Source organism: Brachybacterium sp. AOP43-C2-M15, from assembly GCF_052446295.1.
GTDB lineage: Bacteria > Actinomycetota > Actinomycetes > Actinomycetales > Dermabacteraceae > Brachybacterium.
Genome location: NZ_JBQSWB010000004.1, coordinates 270,666 through 287,708, shown reverse-complemented (window position 1 = coordinate 287,708; position 17,043 = coordinate 270,666). Strand labels below are relative to the sequence as shown.

At 70.6% G+C, this 17,043-nt stretch carries 15 protein-coding genes; 10 read left to right on the top strand and 5 right to left on the bottom strand.

What is annotated here, in order from left to right; genetic code table 11:
* Positions 1–67 precede the first annotated feature (67 nt).
* Positions 68–1,762, bottom strand: coding sequence for a glucose-6-phosphate isomerase (gene pgi / locus ACT3SP_RS06515; RefSeq protein ID WP_444586447.1), 1,695 nt, complete (start codon positions 1,760–1,762; stop codon positions 68–70).
* A 158-nt stretch (positions 1,763–1,920) separates the two neighbouring features.
* Between pgi and ACT3SP_RS06510 the strand changes: the two genes are divergently transcribed.
* From ACT3SP_RS06510 to ACT3SP_RS06480, 7 genes are all read left to right on the top strand, one after another.
* On the top strand, positions 1,921–3,561 hold the full coding sequence (locus ACT3SP_RS06510; protein ID WP_444586446.1) for a peptide ABC transporter substrate-binding protein: 1,641 nt from the start codon (positions 1,921–1,923) through the stop codon (positions 3,559–3,561).
* A gap of 112 nt (positions 3,562–3,673) precedes the next feature.
* The gene (locus ACT3SP_RS06505; RefSeq protein WP_444586445.1) at positions 3,674–4,609 is read left to right on the top strand and encodes an ABC transporter permease; all 936 of its coding nucleotides are present in this window, start codon (positions 3,674–3,676) and stop codon (positions 4,607–4,609) included.
* Entirely contained in the window at positions 4,593–5,546 is a 954-nt protein-coding gene (locus ACT3SP_RS06500) for an ABC transporter permease (protein WP_444586444.1), read from the top strand. Before ACT3SP_RS06505 ends, ACT3SP_RS06500 begins: the two co-directional genes overlap by 17 nt.
* Positions 5,543–7,495, top strand: a complete 1,953-nt coding sequence (locus tag ACT3SP_RS06495) for a dipeptide ABC transporter ATP-binding protein (RefSeq protein ID WP_444586443.1) — start codon at positions 5,543–5,545, stop codon at positions 7,493–7,495. The genes ACT3SP_RS06500 and ACT3SP_RS06495 overlap by 4 nt, the downstream gene beginning before the upstream one ends.
* A gap of 196 nt (positions 7,496–7,691) precedes the next feature.
* On the top strand, positions 7,692–9,614 hold the full coding sequence (typA, locus tag ACT3SP_RS06490) for a translational GTPase TypA (protein WP_444586442.1): 1,923 nt from the start codon (positions 7,692–7,694) through the stop codon (positions 9,612–9,614).
* A 4-nt stretch (positions 9,615–9,618) separates the two neighbouring features.
* On the top strand, positions 9,619–10,101 hold the full coding sequence (locus tag ACT3SP_RS06485) for a hypothetical protein (protein WP_444586441.1): 483 nt from the start codon (positions 9,619–9,621) through the stop codon (positions 10,099–10,101).
* Positions 10,102–10,105: 4 nt separating this feature from the next.
* Positions 10,106–10,687, top strand: a complete 582-nt coding sequence (locus ACT3SP_RS06480; RefSeq protein ID WP_444586440.1) for a CDP-alcohol phosphatidyltransferase family protein — start codon at positions 10,106–10,108, stop codon at positions 10,685–10,687.
* Here ACT3SP_RS06480 and ACT3SP_RS06475 read toward each other — a convergent pair.
* Positions 10,626–10,898: a putative acetyltransferase gene (locus ACT3SP_RS06475; RefSeq protein ID WP_444586439.1), complete on the bottom strand. Its 273-nt coding sequence runs from the start codon at positions 10,896–10,898 to the stop codon at positions 10,626–10,628. The genes ACT3SP_RS06480 and ACT3SP_RS06475 overlap by 62 nt on opposite strands.
* A gap of 148 nt (positions 10,899–11,046) precedes the next feature.
* Here ACT3SP_RS06475 and fdxA point away from each other — a divergent pair, with 148 nt between their 5' ends.
* From fdxA to ACT3SP_RS06460, 3 genes are read left to right on the top strand one after another with little or no spacing between them, the layout of a single operon-like run.
* Positions 11,047–11,376 (top strand): ferredoxin, encoded by a 330-nt coding sequence (fdxA, locus tag ACT3SP_RS06470; protein WP_444586438.1) that lies wholly within the window; start codon positions 11,047–11,049, stop codon positions 11,374–11,376.
* Positions 11,377–11,379: 3 nt separating this feature from the next.
* Positions 11,380–12,531 carry a succinyldiaminopimelate transaminase gene (gene dapC / locus ACT3SP_RS06465; protein WP_444586437.1) on the top strand — a complete coding sequence of 384 codons (1,152 nt, stop codon included), beginning with the start codon at positions 11,380–11,382 and terminating at the stop codon, positions 12,529–12,531.
* Positions 12,532–12,582: 51 nt separating this feature from the next.
* Positions 12,583–13,980, top strand: coding sequence for a citrate synthase (locus ACT3SP_RS06460; RefSeq protein WP_444586436.1), 1,398 nt, complete (start codon positions 12,583–12,585; stop codon positions 13,978–13,980).
* A 117-nt stretch (positions 13,981–14,097) separates the two neighbouring features.
* Here ACT3SP_RS06460 and ACT3SP_RS06455 read toward each other — a convergent pair whose 3' ends face one another.
* The 3 genes from ACT3SP_RS06455 to dapD all read right to left on the bottom strand — a co-directional run bounded on the left by ACT3SP_RS06455 (position 14,098) and on the right by dapD (position 16,982).
* Positions 14,098–14,922 carry a glyoxalase gene (locus ACT3SP_RS06455; protein WP_444586435.1) on the bottom strand — a complete coding sequence of 275 codons (825 nt, stop codon included), beginning with the start codon at positions 14,920–14,922 and terminating at the stop codon, positions 14,098–14,100.
* 88 nt (positions 14,923–15,010) lie between these two features.
* Positions 15,011–15,988, bottom strand: coding sequence for a hypothetical protein (locus ACT3SP_RS06450; protein ID WP_444586434.1), 978 nt, complete (start codon positions 15,986–15,988; stop codon positions 15,011–15,013).
* A 19-nt stretch (positions 15,989–16,007) separates the two neighbouring features.
* Positions 16,008–16,982, bottom strand: a complete 975-nt coding sequence (gene dapD, locus ACT3SP_RS06445; RefSeq protein WP_444586433.1) for a 2,3,4,5-tetrahydropyridine-2,6-dicarboxylate N-succinyltransferase — start codon at positions 16,980–16,982, stop codon at positions 16,008–16,010.
* Positions 16,983–17,043: the final 61 nt, after the last annotated feature.

The window sequence follows — 17,043 nt, the reverse complement described above, 5'->3', positions numbered from 1 at the left end:
GGGGGGGGGGGGGTGCCTTTTGGGGCCCCGCCCCCACCTCTCGTGTCCGGGCACGGCCCCGGGGCGCTCAGCCCTCGCGATGCTCGCGGTAGTAGCGGATCAGGCCCTCGGTCGAGGCGTCCTCGGCCGCGATCTTCTCCGTGTCCCCGGCGACGGCGCCCGCGAGGTCGTTCGCGAGCTGCTTGCCGAGCTCCACGCCCCACTGGTCGAAGGAGTTGATGCCCCACACGGTGCCCTGCACGAAGGTGATGTGCTCGTACAGCGCGATCAGCTGGCCCAGCACGGAGGCGGTGAGCTTCGGGGCCATGATCGAGGTGGTGGGGCGGTCGCCCGAGAACTCGCGGGCGGCGACCAGGGAGCCCTCGGTGCCCTCGGCCCGGACCTCCTCGGCGGTCTTGCCGAAGGCGAGCGCCTTGGTCTGGGCGAAGAAGTTCGCCAGGAACAGCTCGTGGACGTCCTGCTCGCCGTCGACGAGGGCGTGGTTCGGGGTGGCGAAGGCGATGAAGTCCGCCGGGATCACCCGCGTGCCCTGGTGGATCAGCTGGTAGAAGGCGTGCTGGCCGTTGGTGCCGGGCTCGCCCCAGAACACCTCGCCGGTCTCGGTGGTGGCGAGGGAGCCGTCCCAGCGCACGGCCTTGCCGTTGGACTCCATGGTGAGCTGCTGGAGGTAGGCGGGGAAGCGGTGCAGGTACTGGGAGTAGGGGAGCACGGCGTGGGTCTCCGCCTCCAGGAAGTTCACGTTCCACACGTTCAGCAGCCCCATCAGCAGCGGCACGTTCTGCTCCGCGGGGGCGGTGCGGAAGTGCTCGTCCATCGTGTGGAAGCCCTCGAGCAGCTCCTCGAAGGCGTCCGGTCCGAGCACGGTGGCGAGCACGGTGCCGATCGCGGAGTCCACCGAGTAGCGCCCGCCCACCCAGTTCCAGAACCCGAAGGCGTTCGCGGGGTCGATGCCGAACTCCTCGACCTTGTCCAGCGCCGTGGAGACGGCCACGAAGTGCTTCGCGACGGCTTCCCTCTCCTGCTCCGCCGTGAGTCCCGCGTTCTCCCGCAGCGACTCCAGCAGCCACTGGCGCACCAGGCGGGCGTTGGTGAGGGTCTCCAGCGTGGTGAAGGTCTTCGACGCGACGATGACCAGAGTGGTCTCGGGATCGAGGTCCTTCGTGGTGGCGTAGGCGTCGGTGGGGTCGATGTTCGAGAGGAAGCGCGCCTCGAGGCCGTCCTGGGCGAGGGGCCGCAGCGCCTCGTAGACCATCACCGGGCCGAGGTCGCTGCCGCCGATGCCGATGTTCACGACCGTCTCGATCCGCTTGCCGGTCACGCCGGTCCAGGCGCCGGAGCGCACCTTCTGCGCGAACTCGTAGACGCGGTGCAGCGTGCCGCGCACGTCCTCGTCGATGTTCTGGCCGTCGACCTCGAGGGAGGGGGAGGAGCCCGACGGGCGGCGCAGCGCGGTGTGCAGCACCGCGCGGTCCTCGGTGGTGTTGATGTGCTCGCCCGCGAACATCGCCGCGCGCCGCTCCTCGACGCCGACCTCGCGGGCCAGCTGCAGCAGCAGGTCCACGGTCTCGGGGACGACGAGGTTCTTGGAGAGGTCGACATGGAGGTCCGCGGCGTCGTGGGTGAAGCGCGCGGCGCGGCCGGGGTCGGTGTCGAACCATTCGCGCAGCGAGCCCTCGAGGGCGAGGTAGTGCGCCTCGAGCTCGGCCCAGGCGTCGGTCGAGGCGGGATCGATGGGTGCGGAGGAAGAGGTGGGAGCAGTCATACGGCCATTGAACACCGCTGAGGAGACCGTGTGGGTCGCCTATCGTCCGTTCCCCGCGGCGCGTGCCCCGATCTGCTCGCGGAGTGGACTACAGTTGACGGCCGTCGGCCCTTGGGCGCCGATCTCAAGGACGACCGCCCTCTCTTCCAGGAGTTCCCATGGCTTTCTCGCGACGATCACTGATGCTCGGCACCGCGGCAGGTGGTACCGCTTTGACGCTGGCGGCCTGCGGAGGCGGTGACGGGGGCGAGAGCGGCGAGGACGGCGGTGCCGGCGGTGACGCCATCCTGATGTACGGTGCCGAGCCGCAGAACCCGCTGCACCCGACCAACACCAATGAGGTCAACGGCGGCCGCATCCTGCAGAACCTGTTCTCCGGCCTGATCTCCTACGCCGCGGACGGGTCCGCCGTCAACGAGGTCGCCGAGTCGATCGAGACCGAGGACAGCCAGCACTACACGGTGACCCTGGCCGAGGGATGGACCTTCCACAACGGGGACCCGGTCACCGCGCAGAGCTTCGTCGATGCCTGGAACTACGGGGCCAACGGCGCGAACGGCCAGTACGCCTCGTCATTCTTCGAGACCGTCGAGGGGTACGCGGACATCTCCGGCGCCGATGCCGATCCCGAGGCCACGCTGACCGGTCTCGAGGTCACGGGAGATCTCTCCTTCACCATCGCGCTGACCTCCCCGCAGTCGGACTTCCCGATCCGGCTCGGCTACACCGCCTTCTCCCCGCTGCCCCAGGCCTTCTTCGACGATCCCGAGGGCTTCGGCGAGGAGCCCATCGGCAACGGACCGTACCGACTCGTGGCCTGGAGCCACAACCAGAACTGCGAGCTGGAGGCGAACCCCGACTATCCGGGTCCGCGCAAGCCCGCCAACAGCGGCCTGGACTTCATCTTCTACCAGGACCAGGAGACCGCCTACAACGATCTCCTCTCAGGCGGCGTCGACGTCATCGACTACATGGCGCCCAGCGCGCTGGGCTCCTTCGAGGACGAGCTGGGGGAGCGGGCCATCAACCAGCCCGCGGCCGGGGACTGGACCTTCACGATCCACATGGATGATCCGGACTTCACCGGGGAGGCGGGCCGGCTTCGTCGGCAGGCGATCTCCATGGCGATCGACCGCCAGCAGATCTCCGACGCCATCTACGCCGGCACCCGCGAGCCGGCGACGGACTTCACGACCCCCTCGGTCAACGGCTTCTCCGACGATATCCCCGGCGGCGAGGTGCTCACGTTCGACGAGGAGCGGGCCAAGGAGCTGTGGGCCGAGGCCGAGGAGATGGAGCCCTTCACGGGTCCGTTCACGCTCGCCTACAACGCGGACGGCGGACACCAGGACTGGGTCGACGCGGTGTGCAACTCCCTGCGCAATGTCCTGGGCATCGAGGCCTCGGGCAACTCCTACCCCGATCTCAAGTCGCTCCGCGACGAGGTGACCGCGCGGACGATCACCGGAGCCTTCCGCACCGGCTGGCAGGCGGACTATCCCTCGATGTACAACTTCCTCACCGCGCTGTTCTCCTCGGCCGCGGCCGAGGGGCGCGGGTCGAACGACGGCGACTACATGAACCCCGAGTTCGATGACCTGCTGCAGCAGGGACTCTCCACCACCGACGAGGAGGAGTCCTACTCCTTGGCGCGCCAGGCGCAGGAGCTCCTGATGCATGACCTGCCGGCCATCCCGTTGTGGTTCGACAACGCCGCAGGCGGATACGCGGAGACCGTGGAGAACGTCGAGTTCGCCTGGGACGGTCAGCCGGTCTGGCACCAGATCACCAAGGTCTGAGGCGGCGGGACGGGCAGGGGGCGCCACCCAGGCGCTCCCTGCCCGTCGCTGCTGCCCCGGCCCGGTGCCGGCTCCCCCTGATCCGACCAGACCCCACGATGAGAGGTCGACCATGACCTGGTACGTGCTGCGTCGTGTGCTGCAGATGATCCCCGTCTTCTTCGGCGCGACGTTCCTCGTGTACTTCCTGGTGTTCTTCATGCCGGGTGACCCGCTGTCCGCGCTGGGCGGAGACAGGCCGCTCCCGGAAGCCGCGCAGATGCGCATCCGCGAGGAGTTCCACCTCGACGAGCCGTTCCTGGTGCAGTACTTCCTGTACCTGCTGAGCATCTTCCAGGGGGACCTGGGATCCACTTTCCGCGGCCAGCCGATCGCCGCCCAGCTCGCCGACGCCTTCCCGATCACCCTGAGGCTGGCGATCATCGCGATCCTCTTCGAGTCGTTCTTCGGCATCGTCGCGGGCTTGATCTCCGGACTGCGCAAGGGCGCATGGATCGACACCACCTTCTTGATGCTGTCCCTCCTGGTCATCGCCGTCCCGACCTTCGTCCTCGGCTTCGTGGCGCAGTTCGTGCTCGGAGTGCAGCTGCAGGTGATGCCCGTCAACGTCGGCCGGGACCCGAGCTGGACGAACCTCTTGGTGCCCGGGATGGTTCTGGGTGCGGTCTCTTTCGCCTACGTGCTCCGGCTGACCCGAACGCAGGTCGCCGAGGTCGCCGGACAGGACCACGTGCGCACCGCGACCGCCAAGGGTCTGACCCGGCGCCGAGTGATCGGCGCCCACGTGCTGCGCAACTCTCTGATCCCCGTGGTGACCTACATCGGCATCGACCTGGGGATGCTGATGGGCGGGGCGATCGTCACCGAGTCCATCTTCAACATCCCCGGGATCGGCTTCCACCTCTGGGACGCCATCCGCACCGGCGAGAGCACCAAGGTGGTCACCATCGTGACCCTGCTCGTCGCGGTGTTCGTGGTCGCGAACCTGATCGTCGACATCGTGTACGCCCTTCTCGATCCGAGGATCCGCTATGACTCCAAGGCCTGAGACCCTGCCCGGTCAGGACCATTTCGTCGCCCCCGCCGAAGAGGTGACCCTCAAGGCCGTCGACGCCGTCGACACCGAGAGGGAACCGCGCTCGCTGTGGGGCGAAGCCTGGCACTCGCTGATCCGGAACCCGGTCTTCCTCGTCTCCGGGATGCTGATCGTCTTCATCCTGATCGTCACTCTGCTGCCCACCCTGTTCACGAGCCAGGATCCGCGCTACTGCGTGCTGGCCAACAGCTACGGTGGCCCGCAGCCGGGTCACCCGTTCGGCTTCGACAAGCAGGGCTGCGACGTCTACGCGAGGGTGATCTACGGTGCGCGGGCCTCCGTCAGCGTCGGTGTGCTCACCACACTGGGCGTCGTGATCCTCGGGGGCATGATCGGAGCGATCGCCGGATTCTTCGGCGGCTGGTTCGATGCGGTGCTCTCCCGCTTCACGGACATCTTCTTCGCCGTCCCGCTGGTCCTCGGCGCCATCGTGATCATGCAGCTGTTCAAACAGCATGCCGGCGTGATGCTGCTGGTCGCGGTGATGGTCGTCTTCGGCTGGACCGCGATCGCCAGGATCGCCCGGTCCTCGGTGATGAGCGTGAAGAACGCCGAGTTCGTCACCGCCGCCACCGCACTCGGCGCCGGGAGGTTCACGAATCTCCTGCGGCACATCCTGCCCAATGCGGTCGCTCCCGTGATCGTCACGGCGACCGTGAACCTCGGCGTCTACATCGTGGTGGAGGCGACGCTGTCCTTCCTCGGCGTAGGCCTGCCCGACTCGTCCGTCTCCTGGGGCATGGACATCTCGAAGGCGCAGTCCTCGCTGCGCGACCGTCCCACCCTCCTGTTCTACCCGGCCGGCGCGCTCGCGATCACGGTGCTGAGCTTCATCATGATGGGCGATGCGGTCCGGGATGTCCTCGACCCGAAGGCGAAGAAGCGATGAACCGGACCGCGGACACCGAGCGGCGGCAGACCCGGAACGGGCAGCCGCTGCTGGACATCCAAGACCTCGACGTCACCTTCCGCACCTCCACCGGAAGCGTGCCCGCAGTGCGCGGCGCGAACCTGACCGTCCACCCCGGACAGACCGTCGCGATCGTCGGCGAGTCCGGCTCGGGCAAGTCCACGACGGCGATGGCCGTCTCCCAGTTGCTGCCGCGCAACGGGGCGATCACCGGCGGGCGGATCGACTTCCAGGGGCAGGACATCTCCCGTTCCACGCGCAGGCAGATCCTCGCGCTGCGCGGCAGCGAGATCGGGCTGGTCCCGCAGGACCCGATGAGCAACCTGAACCCGCTGTGGCGCGTCGGGTTCCAGATCAAGGAGACGCTGGTCGCCAACGGCGTCGCCACCGGCAAGGAGGCCGATGCCCGGGTGGTGGAGCTGCTCGCCGAAGCCGGGCTGCCCGATCCCGAGCGACGTGCGGAGCAGTACCCGCACGAGTTCTCGGGCGGCATGCGACAGCGCGCGCTGATCGCGATGGGTCTCGCGGCCCGCCCGTCCCTCCTGATCGCCGACGAGCCGACCAGTGCTCTCGACGTGACGGTGCAGCGACAGATCCTCGACCATCTCGACGGCCTGACCGACACCCTCGGTGCCGCGGTGCTCCTGATCACCCACGATCTGGGGCTCGCCGCCGAGCGCGCCCAGCATCTGGTCGTGATGTACCGCGGCCACGTGGTCGAGTCGGGACCTGCCCGCGAGCTGCTGCAGCATCCTCGCCATCCGTATACGCAGCGGCTGATCGCGGCGGCCCCCTCACTCGCGAGCCGTCGGCTGGTCTCCGCCTCGGAGCGGGCAGAGGTGCGGCGCGAGGCCGTCGAGGCCGCGAGACGGCACGCCGGGGCGGGGGAGGTCGAGGAGCGGCCGGCGTCTGAGAGTCCGGCGGAGCGCACGGGCGCCGGCAAGCACCCCCGCGGCGGCACTGCTGCGCCGTCCCCGGTCCACGACGACGGTGACGCGATCATCGCGGTCGACGATCTCACCAAGGTCTTCCCGCTCCGCGGGCATGCCCCATGGGTGAGGCCCACACCGTTCACCGCCGTCGACGGCGTCTCCTTCCGGCTGCGCCGGGGGACGACCACGGCGATCGTGGGGGAATCCGGCTCGGGCAAGTCGACCGTCGCGCAGATGGTGCTGAAGCTGCTTACCCCGACGTCGGGGCAGGTCCGCTTCGAGGGGCGAGATCTGGCCGGGATGTCGCGCCAGGAGCTCTTCTCGCTGCGACGGCGCGTCCAGCCGATCTTCCAGAACCCGTACGGGACCATCGATCCCACGTACTCGATCTACCGAACCGTCGAGGAACCGCTGCGGCTCCATCGGATCGGCAGCCGCAAGCAGCGCATCGCCCGGGTGCGCGACCTGCTCGACAAGGTGGCACTGCCCACCGGAGTGATGGACCGATACCCCAATGAGCTCTCCGGCGGGCAGCGGCAGCGCGTCGCCATCGCCCGTGCGCTCGCACTCGAGCCCGAGGTGGTCATCTGCGACGAGGCCGTCTCCGCGCTCGACGTGCTCGTGCAGGCCCAGGTGCTCGAGCTGCTCAACGATCTGCAAGGGGAGATGGGGCTGTCCTACCTGTTCATCACCCATGACCTCGCCGTCGTGCGCCAGATCGCCGACGACGTTCTGGTGATGGAGCACGGCAGGGTCGTGGAGCAGGCCCCCACCGAGAAGGTCTTCACGGATCCGCAGGAGGAGTACACCCGTCGTCTGCTGGACGCGATCCCTGGGCGCACCATCGAGCTGGCGGGCTCCGACGCCCTGGGCGCCCTCGAGGAGGCGCACGCCCCCACCACGCTCGCCGAGGACCGTTCGGAGGAGGAGTCGCCAGAAGCACGGCGGCCCACCGGAGACGACGACCGGCCGTCCGCGCGGGGCGGTGCGGTCTGACGAGCTCGGCTCGGACGGGGGAGCCATCCGTGCCTCGGCCGCTCCTGAGCGCGTCGAAGGTCTCATCGCGTGACCGGTGGCAGGACGCCGCACGGCGGATAGACTCGCCAAGGCCCTGGAGCGGGTCGCACGCGCCGTGCGACCGGGCGCTGCACGGTCCTCGACCCTTCTCGCACCCTGAAACGAGCACCTGCGTATGACCATCCAGCACCGCACCGATCTGCGAAACGTCGCCATCGTCGCCCACGTCGACCACGGCAAGACCACCCTGGTCGACGCCATGCTCACCCAGGGCGGGGCCTTCGGCGACCGCGACAAGCATGACGAGCGGGCGATGGACTCCGGCGAGCTGGAGCGCGAGAAGGGCATCACGATCCTCGCCAAGAACACGGCGATCCGCTACGTCGGCCCGTCGGCCGCGGAGGTCGGCGAGCCCGACGGCATCACCATCAACGTCATCGACACCCCCGGCCACGCCGACTTCGGCGGCGAGGTCGAGCGCGGGCTGTCCATGGTCGACGGCGTCGTGCTGCTGGTGGACTCCTCCGAGGGGCCGCTCCCGCAGACCCGCTTCGTGCTGCGCAAGGCGCTCGCCGCGAAGCTGCCGGTCATCCTCGTGGTCAACAAGGTCGACCGCCCCGACGCCCGCATCGAGGAGGTCGTCGGCGAGGCCACCGACCTCCTGCTGGGCCTTGCCTCGGACCTCTCCGAGGAGATGGACGACATCGACCTCGACGCCGTGCTCGACGTCCCGGTCGTCTACGCCTCCGGCAAGGCCGGCCGCGCCTCGACCACCCAGCCGGCCGACGGCACCCTCCCCGAGGAGGAGACCGTCGAGCCGCTGTTCAGGACCATCCTGGAGTCGATCCCCGCACCGAGCTACGACGACGAGGTGCCGCTGCAGGCCCACGTCACCAACCTCGACGCCTCTCCGTTCCTGGGCCGCCTCGCGCTGCTGCGGATCAAGAACGGCGAGCTGTCCAAGGGGCAGCAGGTCGCCTGGTGCACCCAGGACGGCACCGTCAAGCAGGTCAAGATCACCGAGCTGCTGGAGACCAAGGGCCTCTCGCGCGAGCCGATGACCCGCGCCGCCCGCCCCGGTGACATCGTCGCCGTGGCCGGCATCCCGGAGATCATGATCGGCGAGACCCTCGCCGACCTCGCCGATCCCCGTCCGCTGCCGCTGATCGCGATCGACGACCCCGCGATCTCGATGACCATCGGCATCAACACCTCCCCGCTGGCCGGCAAGAACGGCAAGGGGCACAAGCTCACCGCCCGCCAGGTCAAGGACCGCCTCGACCAGGAGCTGGTCGGCAACGTGTCCCTCAAGGTGCTGCCCACCGAGCGCCCCGACGCCTGGGAGGTGCAGGGCCGCGGCGAGCTGGCGCTGTCGATCCTGGTCGAGCAGATGCGCCGCGAGGGCTTCGAGCTCACCGTGGGCAAGCCCAAGGTGCTCACCCGCGAGATCGACGGCAAGGTCCACGAGCCCGTCGAGCGCATGACCGTGGACGTCCCGGAGGAGTACCTCGGGACCGTCACCCAGCTGATGGCCTCCCGCAAGGGCCGCATGGAGACGATGAGCAACCACGGCTCCGGCTGGGTGCGCATGGAGTTCGTGGTGCCCGCCCGCGGCCTCATCGGTTTCCGCACCCGCTTCATGACCGAGACCCGCGGCAACGGGATCGCCTCCTCCTACGCCGACGGCTTCGAGCCGTGGATGGGGAACATCGAGTTCCGCGCCACCGGCTCCCTGATCGCCGACCGCGCCGGGAGCGTCACGCCGTTCGCGATGATCAACCTCCAGGAGCGCGGCTCCTTCTTCGTCGAGCCCACCTCCGAGGTGTACGCCGGCCAGATCGTCGGGGAGAACTCCCGCAACGACGACATGGACGTGAACATCACCAAGGAGAAGAAGCTGACGAACATGCGCGCGGCCTCCTCCGAGTCCTTCGAGAACCTGGTGCCGCCGCGCCGCCTCACCCTCGAGGAGTCCCTCGAGTTCAGCAACGAGGACGAGTGCGTCGAGGTCACCCCGGAGGTCGTCCGGATCCGCAAGGTGATCCTCGACGCGAACGAGCGTCGTCGTGCCCACTCGAAGGCCAAGTCCGGGAAGTGATGCGGTGACCACCCCGCACGTGCCGCCCACCCCGCGGTCGCCCGCGGCGGCCCCGTCGGGGCAGCCGTCGCGGACGGTCGGCGACGAGTCGATCGGCTCGCGGCTCTCCCAGGCGGCCATGGCGGTCGTGCTCGCGGTCATCTCGGTGATGCTGCTGCTGACCACGCATCGCCTCGAGGCCGGACTGCTCGGGGTCGACCTGCCGGTCGGGCTCCTGTTCGGCGCGGCCCTCCAGGTGGTCATCTGCCTGTTCCTGTGGGCCGCGACCGGGTCCCGCTTCCCGCTGCTGGTGCTGGGCTGCCTCTGGGGTGTGCTGGCCGTGCCCTTCCTGGGGGAGGGGGTCGGCGGCGGGGTGCTTCTCCCCGCGGCGCTCGGCGACCAGGTCCAGTACTCCGGGTGGATCGTGCAGGGCATCGGGCTGGTCGTCCCCTTCGCGGCCGCGGCCGCGATCACCCTCGCCCGTCGGCGCCGGACCCGGACGCGCTGAGCCCATGGCACTCCCACCGCGCTCCGACTGGGCGACGATCCCCAACCTCGTCACCCTGCTGCGCTTCCTGCTCCTGGGCCCGGTGTGCGTGCTGCTGCTGGACGGGCCGGACACGCTCGCCGTCGTGCTGCTGCTGGTGTGGGCCCTGACCGACTGGGTGGACGGGCTGCTGGCGCGGCTGCTGGACCAGGCCAGCCGCACGGGCGCCGTCATCGACCCGATCGCGGACAGGATCGGTCTGGCGGCGATCGTGCTGAGCCTCGCGGTCGCGGGCCTGGTCCCCTGGGCGGCGCTGGCGATCATCGTGCTCGCCGATCTCGCGATGGCGGTGCTGGCCACGTCGGCGGCGCTGGGCGGTCGGATCTCGGTCTCGTGGCTCGGCAAGGTCCGCACCTTCGTGCTGATGAGCGCGGTGTTCCTGCTGGTCGCCGCGGCGGCCTGGGCGCCCGCCCTGGTGCCCGCGGCGCAGGTGCTGTTCTGGATCGGGGTCGTGCTGCACGCGGTCTCGGGGATCGACTACGTCCTCAGGGCGCGGTGGGCCCCTGCCGCCGCACCGGCGGGGGCGGGACCTCCTTCGCGGCGATGACGAGCGCCCGCGGCACCCGCACCTGACCCCGGCGGGTCATCACCCGCACCGTGCGCTCGTCCGCCTCGAGGATCGTGCCCAGGGCATCGGTCATCGTCTCGCCGTGCGGGGAGCGCTCGCGGTCGATCGCGTAGCGCAGCACGACCCGGCGCCCCGCCTGGAGGAAGGGCGCCCAGCCGGCGCGGACCCGATGGTCGTCGTGCACAGTCATCGCCCGAGGCTATCCCTCCGTGCCCCGGCACGCCTCCCGCGGAGATCTGTGCATCCCGTCACCTCCGCCGCCACCGGCCCCGCGCAGGGGTCCGTGCAGGGGTCGGGATGAGATGATGGGGGCCGTCTCCGACGGAAGGAAGCCGCTCATGACGTACGTCATCGCCCTGCCCTGCGTCGACGTCAAGGACCGCGCCTGCGTCGACGAGTGCCCCGTGGACTGCATCTACGAGGGCAGCCGCATGCTGTACATCCAGCCGGACGAGTGCGTGGACTGCGGGGCCTGCGAACCCGTCTGCCCCGTCGAGGCGATCTACTACGAGGACGACACCCCCGATCAGTGGGCCGATTACTACAAGGCCAACGTCGAGTTCTTCGACGATCTCGGCGCCCCCGGCGGCGCGGCGAAGATGGGCGTGATCGACAAGGACCACCCGCTGGTGGCCGCCCTGCCCCCGCAGCCGAACCCCCTGGACTGATCCGTGACCACCGCACGCCGCGGGCTCGCCGCCCGCCTGCCCGCCTTCCCCTGGGACACGATCGCCCCCGCGAAGCAGCGCGCCGCCGCCCACCGGGACGGCATCGTCGACCTCTCCGTCGGGACCCCCGTCGACCCGACGCCCGCCACCGTGCGGGAGGCGCTGGCCGCCGCGAGCGACAGCCCCGGCTACCCGACCACGATCGGCACCCCTGCCCTGCGCGAGGCCCTGGTCGACTTCACCCGTCGCCACCGCGGCGCGCCCGCCGTGCTCGACGCCGACGGGGCGCTGCCCACGGTCGGCTCCAAGGAGCTCGTCGCCCACCTGCCCTTCCAGCTCGGCATCGGGCCGGGCGAGGCGGTCGCGTTCCCCCACATCGCCTACCCCACCTACGACATCGGGGCCCGTCTCGTCGGCGCCGAGCCGATGCCGCTGGACATGGCGGCGCTGGCCGCCCACGGCGATGCTGCGCTGCCCGATCCCTCGGCCGCCGCGCGGATCTCCCTGCTGTGGCTGAACTCCCCGTCGAACCCCACCGGTGCGGTGCTCGATGCCGCGCAGCTGGCTGCGATCGTCCGCTGGGCCCGCGGGCACGGGATCGTCGTCGCCTCCGACGAGTGCTACGCCCTGCTGCCGTGGACCGTGGACGAGGTCCCCTCGGTGCTGGACCCCCGCGTGGCCGGCGACTCGCTCGAGGGCCTGCTGTGCGTGTACTCGCTGTCCAAGCAGTCCAACCTCGCCGGCTATCGCGCCGCCTTCGTGGCCGGCGACCCGGCGCTGGTGGGCGAGCTGACCGCGGTGCGCAAGCAGGCGGGGATGATGCTGCCCGGTCCGCTCCAGGCCGCGATGACCGCCGCTCTCGGCGACGACGAGGCGCCCGCCGCGCAGCGTGAGATCTATCGCGCCCGCCGGGCCGTGCTCGAGCCCGCGCTGCGCGCCGCCGGCGGGACGATCCAGGACTCCCAGGCGGGGCTGTACCTGTGGACCACCTTCGGCGAGCCCTCGATGACCACCGTCGATCGTCTCGCCGAGGCCGGCGTCCTGGTGGCCCCCGGGATGTTCTATGGTGACGGGGGCGGGGCGCACGTCCGGGTCGCCCTCACCGCGACCGACGAGCGCATCGACACCGCCGCCCGGCGTCTCCGGCGCCTCTAGACCACCCGGCGCCCCGCGCCTCCCGATCCGACCACGCACAACGGAGAGCCCATGGATCAGCCCACGTCTTCCGCTCAGCTCAGCCTGGGGGAGCAGTCCCTCGACCTGCCGATCGTCCCGGCCGTGGAGGGCAATTCCGGCATCGCGATCGGTCCCCTGCGCAAGGAGACCGGCGAGGTCACCTACGACCCCGGCTTCATGAACACCGCGAACGCGAAGTCCGCGATCACCTACATCGACGGCGACGAGGGCATCCTGCGCTACCGCGGGTACCCCATCGAGCAGCTCGCGGAACGGTCGAGCTTCCTCGAGGTGAGCTACCTGCTGATCAACGGGGAGCTTCCCACCGCGGGGCAGCTGGACAACTTCGTCGCCCAGGTGGAGCGGCGCACGCTGCTGGACGAGCGCTTCAAGCGGATGTTCGACAACTACCCCCGGGACGCGCACCCGATGGCGGTGCTCCAGGCCGGTGTGACCGGGCTGTCGACCTTCTACCAGGACTCGCTGGACCCCTTCGACGAGGAGCAGGTGCGCCTTTCCTCGCTGCGGCTGCTCGCGAAGACTCCCACGATGTCGGCCTACGCCCACCGGATCGCCCAGGGCCATGCGCTGCTCTACCCGGACAGCCGCCTCTCCCTGATCGAGAACTTCCTGCGCCTGACCTTCGGGTTCCCGGTCGAGGAGTACATCGCCGATCCGGTGATCGTGCGCGCCATGGAGCAGCTGCTGATCCTGCACGCGGATCACGAGCAGAACTGCTCCACCTCCGCGGTGCGGCTGGTCGGCTCCGCCCAGGCGAACCTCTTCACCTCGATCTCCGCCGGGATCGGCGCGCTCTCGGGCCCGGCCCACGGCGGCGCCAACGCGGCCGTGATGGAGATGCTCGACGAGATCCAGGAGCGCGACATGGATCCGCGCGACTTCATGGAGAAGGTCAAGCGCAAGGAGGACGGCATCCGCCTGATGGGCTTCGGCCACCGGGTGTACAAGAACTACGATCCGCGCGCCCGCATCGTCAAGAAGATCGCCGACGACGTGCTCGAGCGCCTGGGCGTGAACGACTCCCGCCTCGAGCTGGCGATGAAGCTGGAGGAGATCGCGCTCGAGGACGACTACTTCGTCGAGCGCAAGCTCTACCCCAACGTCGACTTCTACACCGGGCTCATCTACAAGGCGATCGGCTTCCCCACGGAGATGTTCACGGTACTGTTCGCGATCGGCCGCCTGCCCGGCTGGATCGCGCAGTGGCAGGAGATGATCCACGATCCCGAGACCAAGATCGGCCGCCCGCGGCAGATCTACACCGGGCATGCGGAGCGGGAGTACGTCGACATGGAGCAGCGCACCGGCACCACCGAGCTCCGGCTCGAGCAGCTCGCCTCGGAGGTCGCCGAGCAGCACCGCGCGCATCAGGAGCAGCTGGCCCGCGAGCGCCGTCTGGATCACTGACCGGCGCACGTCGGCAGGGTGCCGCCCGGCAGGGACGGCCGCCGACGTTCGTGCCTCCCGCCCGGTCGGGGCTCGCCCCGGGGATCCCGGCTCCATCGCCGGCCCTCGCCGCGCCGCTCACGGCTCCTCGTCGATCAGGCGTCGGACCGCCTCCGGGTCCGACAGCGTGGCCAGGGCCTGCTCGAGCTCGGATCCGGTCAGCTGCTCGCGTCGCAGCTCCTCGACCAGGGCGGGGATCCGGTCCGAGGACTGGGCCTCGGACGCGAGCTCGATCATCCAGGACAGCGCGACGGCGCGGTCCTCGCGCCGGTCCCCGGACTTCGGTCGGCGCAGTGCGGAGCTCAGCGCCCGGAACGCGGCGCGGGCGTCGAGGCGGTAGTCGCGCAGGATCCGAGCGTTGTCGAGGGCCTTCGCCAGCCCGGTCAGCGTGTGCGAGCCCCCGTACTCGAGTGCGGCGGGCTCGTCCCGTCGGACCACGATGAGCCCGTTGCCGTCCGGGTCCACCAGGGTGAACCGGCTGGCACCGGGTCGCAGCCGCGTCAGGCGCGGACGACCGGTGGCGGGGACGCGGCCCATGCGCTCCTTGAGCCGGGCCGCGAAGTGCCGGTGGTACGGGGTGATGTCGTCCACCGTGATCAGGCAGGCGAAGTCCTCACGGGCACGGTCGACCCCCTCCGGGACCCTGTCGAGGTGCAGGGAGATCCCGCGCCATGCCAGGGCGATGTACAGGTAGGGCGTGGATTGGCGATGGAGCACGGAGAACCCCAGCTCGCGGTAGAAGTCGATCGCCCGGTCCGCGTCGGCACAGGGCAGGATCGGAACCATCGCCTCCGTCTGCGGCAGCGTCGCGAGGAGATCCTGGGACCCGGGGTGGGCGGCGGAGGGGGAGGGGCCGCCGTCCGGCCGCCGGCTCACGTCGCGGTGTTCTCGAGGGGATGCCATGCACCCATCCTCCGACCTCCGGCAACCGGGCGTCCAGGAGATCGCGGGGGCCAGGGCCTCGCGCGCGGAGCCGCCGGGCACTCCCGCGTCAGCCGCCTCCCACCAGCACCACGACGCGCTCCGCGTCTCCGCCGTCGACCGCGTCCCAGCTGCCGGGCTCCTCGCCGCGCTCGCCGGCCCGCGAGCGGTCCCAGACCCGCCCGCCGTAGGACACCTGCACCACGCCGTCGTCGGCCGCCCGGGCGACGGCCCAGTTCGCGAGCGCCCAGCCCAGCATCTCGTCGCCGTCCGGGTCGATGACGAGTGCGGTCGCGCCGGCACCGTCCGGCAGCTGCGGTGCGACGGAGGCCGCGGAGGCGAGGGCGGTCGAGAGCCGACCGGACTCGACGGCGCGGGGGAACTGCCGGTCGAGCTCGGCGCGGACCTGTTCCGGGGAGACGGTGGAGCCGACCTCGCCCAGCGTGCACAGGAGGTTCCCGCCGCTCTGCCCGGTCAGGGCGGAGGCGTAGAGCCGTCCCTCGGTCTCGTGGTCGCGGTACGCCTCGGGGTGGCCCGAGCGCTGCACCTCCTGGGCCACGTCGTTGATGTCCCCGCCCTCGTAGCCCTCGATCGTCTCCAGCACGTCGTAGAAGGCGTTGGTGGAGTAGATCGGGTCCATGATCTCCTCCTCGGTGCCCCAGCCCTGCGAGGGCCGCTGCTGGAAGAGCCCCAGCGAGTCCCTGTCGCCGTAGTCGATGTTGCGCAGCTGGGACTCCTGGTACGCAGTGGCCAGCGCGATCGAGGCCGCGCGCGGCGGGAGCCCCCGGTCCACGGCGGTCGCGCTGATCAGCGCCGCGTTGGCGACCCGATCAGTGGTGTAGCGGTGGCTCGTGCCCAGACCCGTCGCGACGCAGGTGCCCTCATGGGCGGGGGATCCGTAGCGCTGCAGGGCGATGTAGCTGCCGCCGGCGATGCCCGCGAACGCCAGCACCATGACCAGGGGGACCACGAGGTGGCGAGCGGCGCCGCGCGGCCTGCGCGAGGTGGCCCTGCGCGCTGCGGGGCGCGCGCGGGAGCCGCCGGCCATCTCTCGCGGTCCCCGTCGCTCAGTTCGAGTGGAGCGCGGCGTTGAGCTCGACGGTCTGTCCCTCGCGGGCCACCGCCTGCACCGCGCCGGTCAGCGAGTTGCGGCGGAACAGCAGGTTCGGCGTGCCGGAGAGCTCGCGGGCCTTGACCACGCGGGACTCGCCGACCGTCTCGCCGACCAGCTCCACCTTGGTGCCCGCGGTGACGTACAGCCCTGCCTCGACCACGCAGTCGTCGCCGAGGGCGATGCCCACGCCGGCCTCGGCGCCCACCAGGGAACGGCGGCCGATGCTGACGCGCTCGGTGCCGCCGCCGGAGAGGGTGCCCATGGTGGAGGCGCCGCCGCCCACGTCGGAGCCGTCGCCGACGACGACGCCCTGGGAGATGCGGCCTTCGATCATCGAGGTGCCGAGGGTGCCGGAGTTGAAGTTCACGAACCCCTCGTGCATGACGGTGGTGCCGTCGGCGAGGTGGGCGCCCAGGCGCACCCGGTCCGCGTCGCCGATCCGCACGCCGGTGGGCAGGACGTAGTCGACCATCCGCGGGAACTTGTCGAGGCTGAGCACCGTCGGCGTGCGGCCGGCGGCGATCAGGCGCAGACGGGTCTCCTCGAAGCCGGCCACCGCGCAGGGTCCCTCCGAGGTCCACACCACGTTGGCGAGCTTCCCGAACAGGCCCTCGAGATTCTGGGCATTGGGCCGGACCAGGCGGTGGGAGAGCAGGTGCAGGCGCAGGTAGGCGTCGGCGGCGTCGGCCGGAGCGGCGCTCAGGTCGATCACCCGCACCGCCACCTCCTGCGTGGTGCCGCGCACCTCGTCCGCCCGCGCCGCGGCGCTGAGCTGCTCGTGGAGGGGGTGGTTCTCGGGAGCATGGGGCGCCTCGCCCAGCTGGGGGGAGGGGTACCATGCGTCGAGGACGGAGCCGTCGGCGGCGAGAGTGGTGAGCGCGATGCCCCAGGCCGTGGTGGCGGGGGAACCCGTGGTCGTCGTGGTCATGGCCCGAGTCTACGAAGAGCGGGCGCGAGAGGTCGCGTCCATCTCGCCGCTCGCGGCGAAC

Excerpts from the sequence above, each read along its gene's own strand:
- pgi (WP_444586447.1), bottom strand. The coding sequence starts at position 1,762 with ATGACTGCTCCCACCTCTTCCTCCGCACCCATCGATCCCGCCTCGACC.
- ACT3SP_RS06510 (WP_444586446.1), top strand. The coding sequence starts at position 1,921 with ATGGCTTTCTCGCGACGATCACTGATGCTCGGCACCGCGGCAGGTGGT.
- ACT3SP_RS06505 (WP_444586445.1), top strand. The coding sequence starts at position 3,674 with ATGACCTGGTACGTGCTGCGTCGTGTGCTGCAGATGATCCCCGTCTTC.
- ACT3SP_RS06500 (WP_444586444.1), top strand. The coding sequence starts at position 4,593 with ATGACTCCAAGGCCTGAGACCCTGCCCGGTCAGGACCATTTCGTCGCC.
- ACT3SP_RS06495 (WP_444586443.1), top strand. The coding sequence starts at position 5,543 with ATGAACCGGACCGCGGACACCGAGCGGCGGCAGACCCGGAACGGGCAG.
- typA (WP_444586442.1), top strand. The coding sequence starts at position 7,692 with ATGACCATCCAGCACCGCACCGATCTGCGAAACGTCGCCATCGTCGCC.
- ACT3SP_RS06480 (WP_444586440.1), top strand. The coding sequence starts at position 10,106 with ATGGCACTCCCACCGCGCTCCGACTGGGCGACGATCCCCAACCTCGTC.
- ACT3SP_RS06475 (WP_444586439.1), bottom strand. The coding sequence starts at position 10,898 with ATGACTGTGCACGACGACCATCGGGTCCGCGCCGGCTGGGCGCCCTTC.
- fdxA (WP_444586438.1), top strand. The coding sequence starts at position 11,047 with ATGACGTACGTCATCGCCCTGCCCTGCGTCGACGTCAAGGACCGCGCC.
- ACT3SP_RS06460 (WP_444586436.1), top strand. The coding sequence starts at position 12,583 with ATGGATCAGCCCACGTCTTCCGCTCAGCTCAGCCTGGGGGAGCAGTCC.
- ACT3SP_RS06455 (WP_444586435.1), bottom strand. The coding sequence starts at position 14,922 with ATGGCATCCCCTCGAGAACACCGCGACGTGAGCCGGCGGCCGGACGGC.
- ACT3SP_RS06450 (WP_444586434.1), bottom strand. The coding sequence starts at position 15,988 with ATGGCCGGCGGCTCCCGCGCGCGCCCCGCAGCGCGCAGGGCCACCTCG.
- dapD (WP_444586433.1), bottom strand. The coding sequence starts at position 16,982 with ATGACCACGACGACCACGGGTTCCCCCGCCACCACGGCCTGGGGCATC.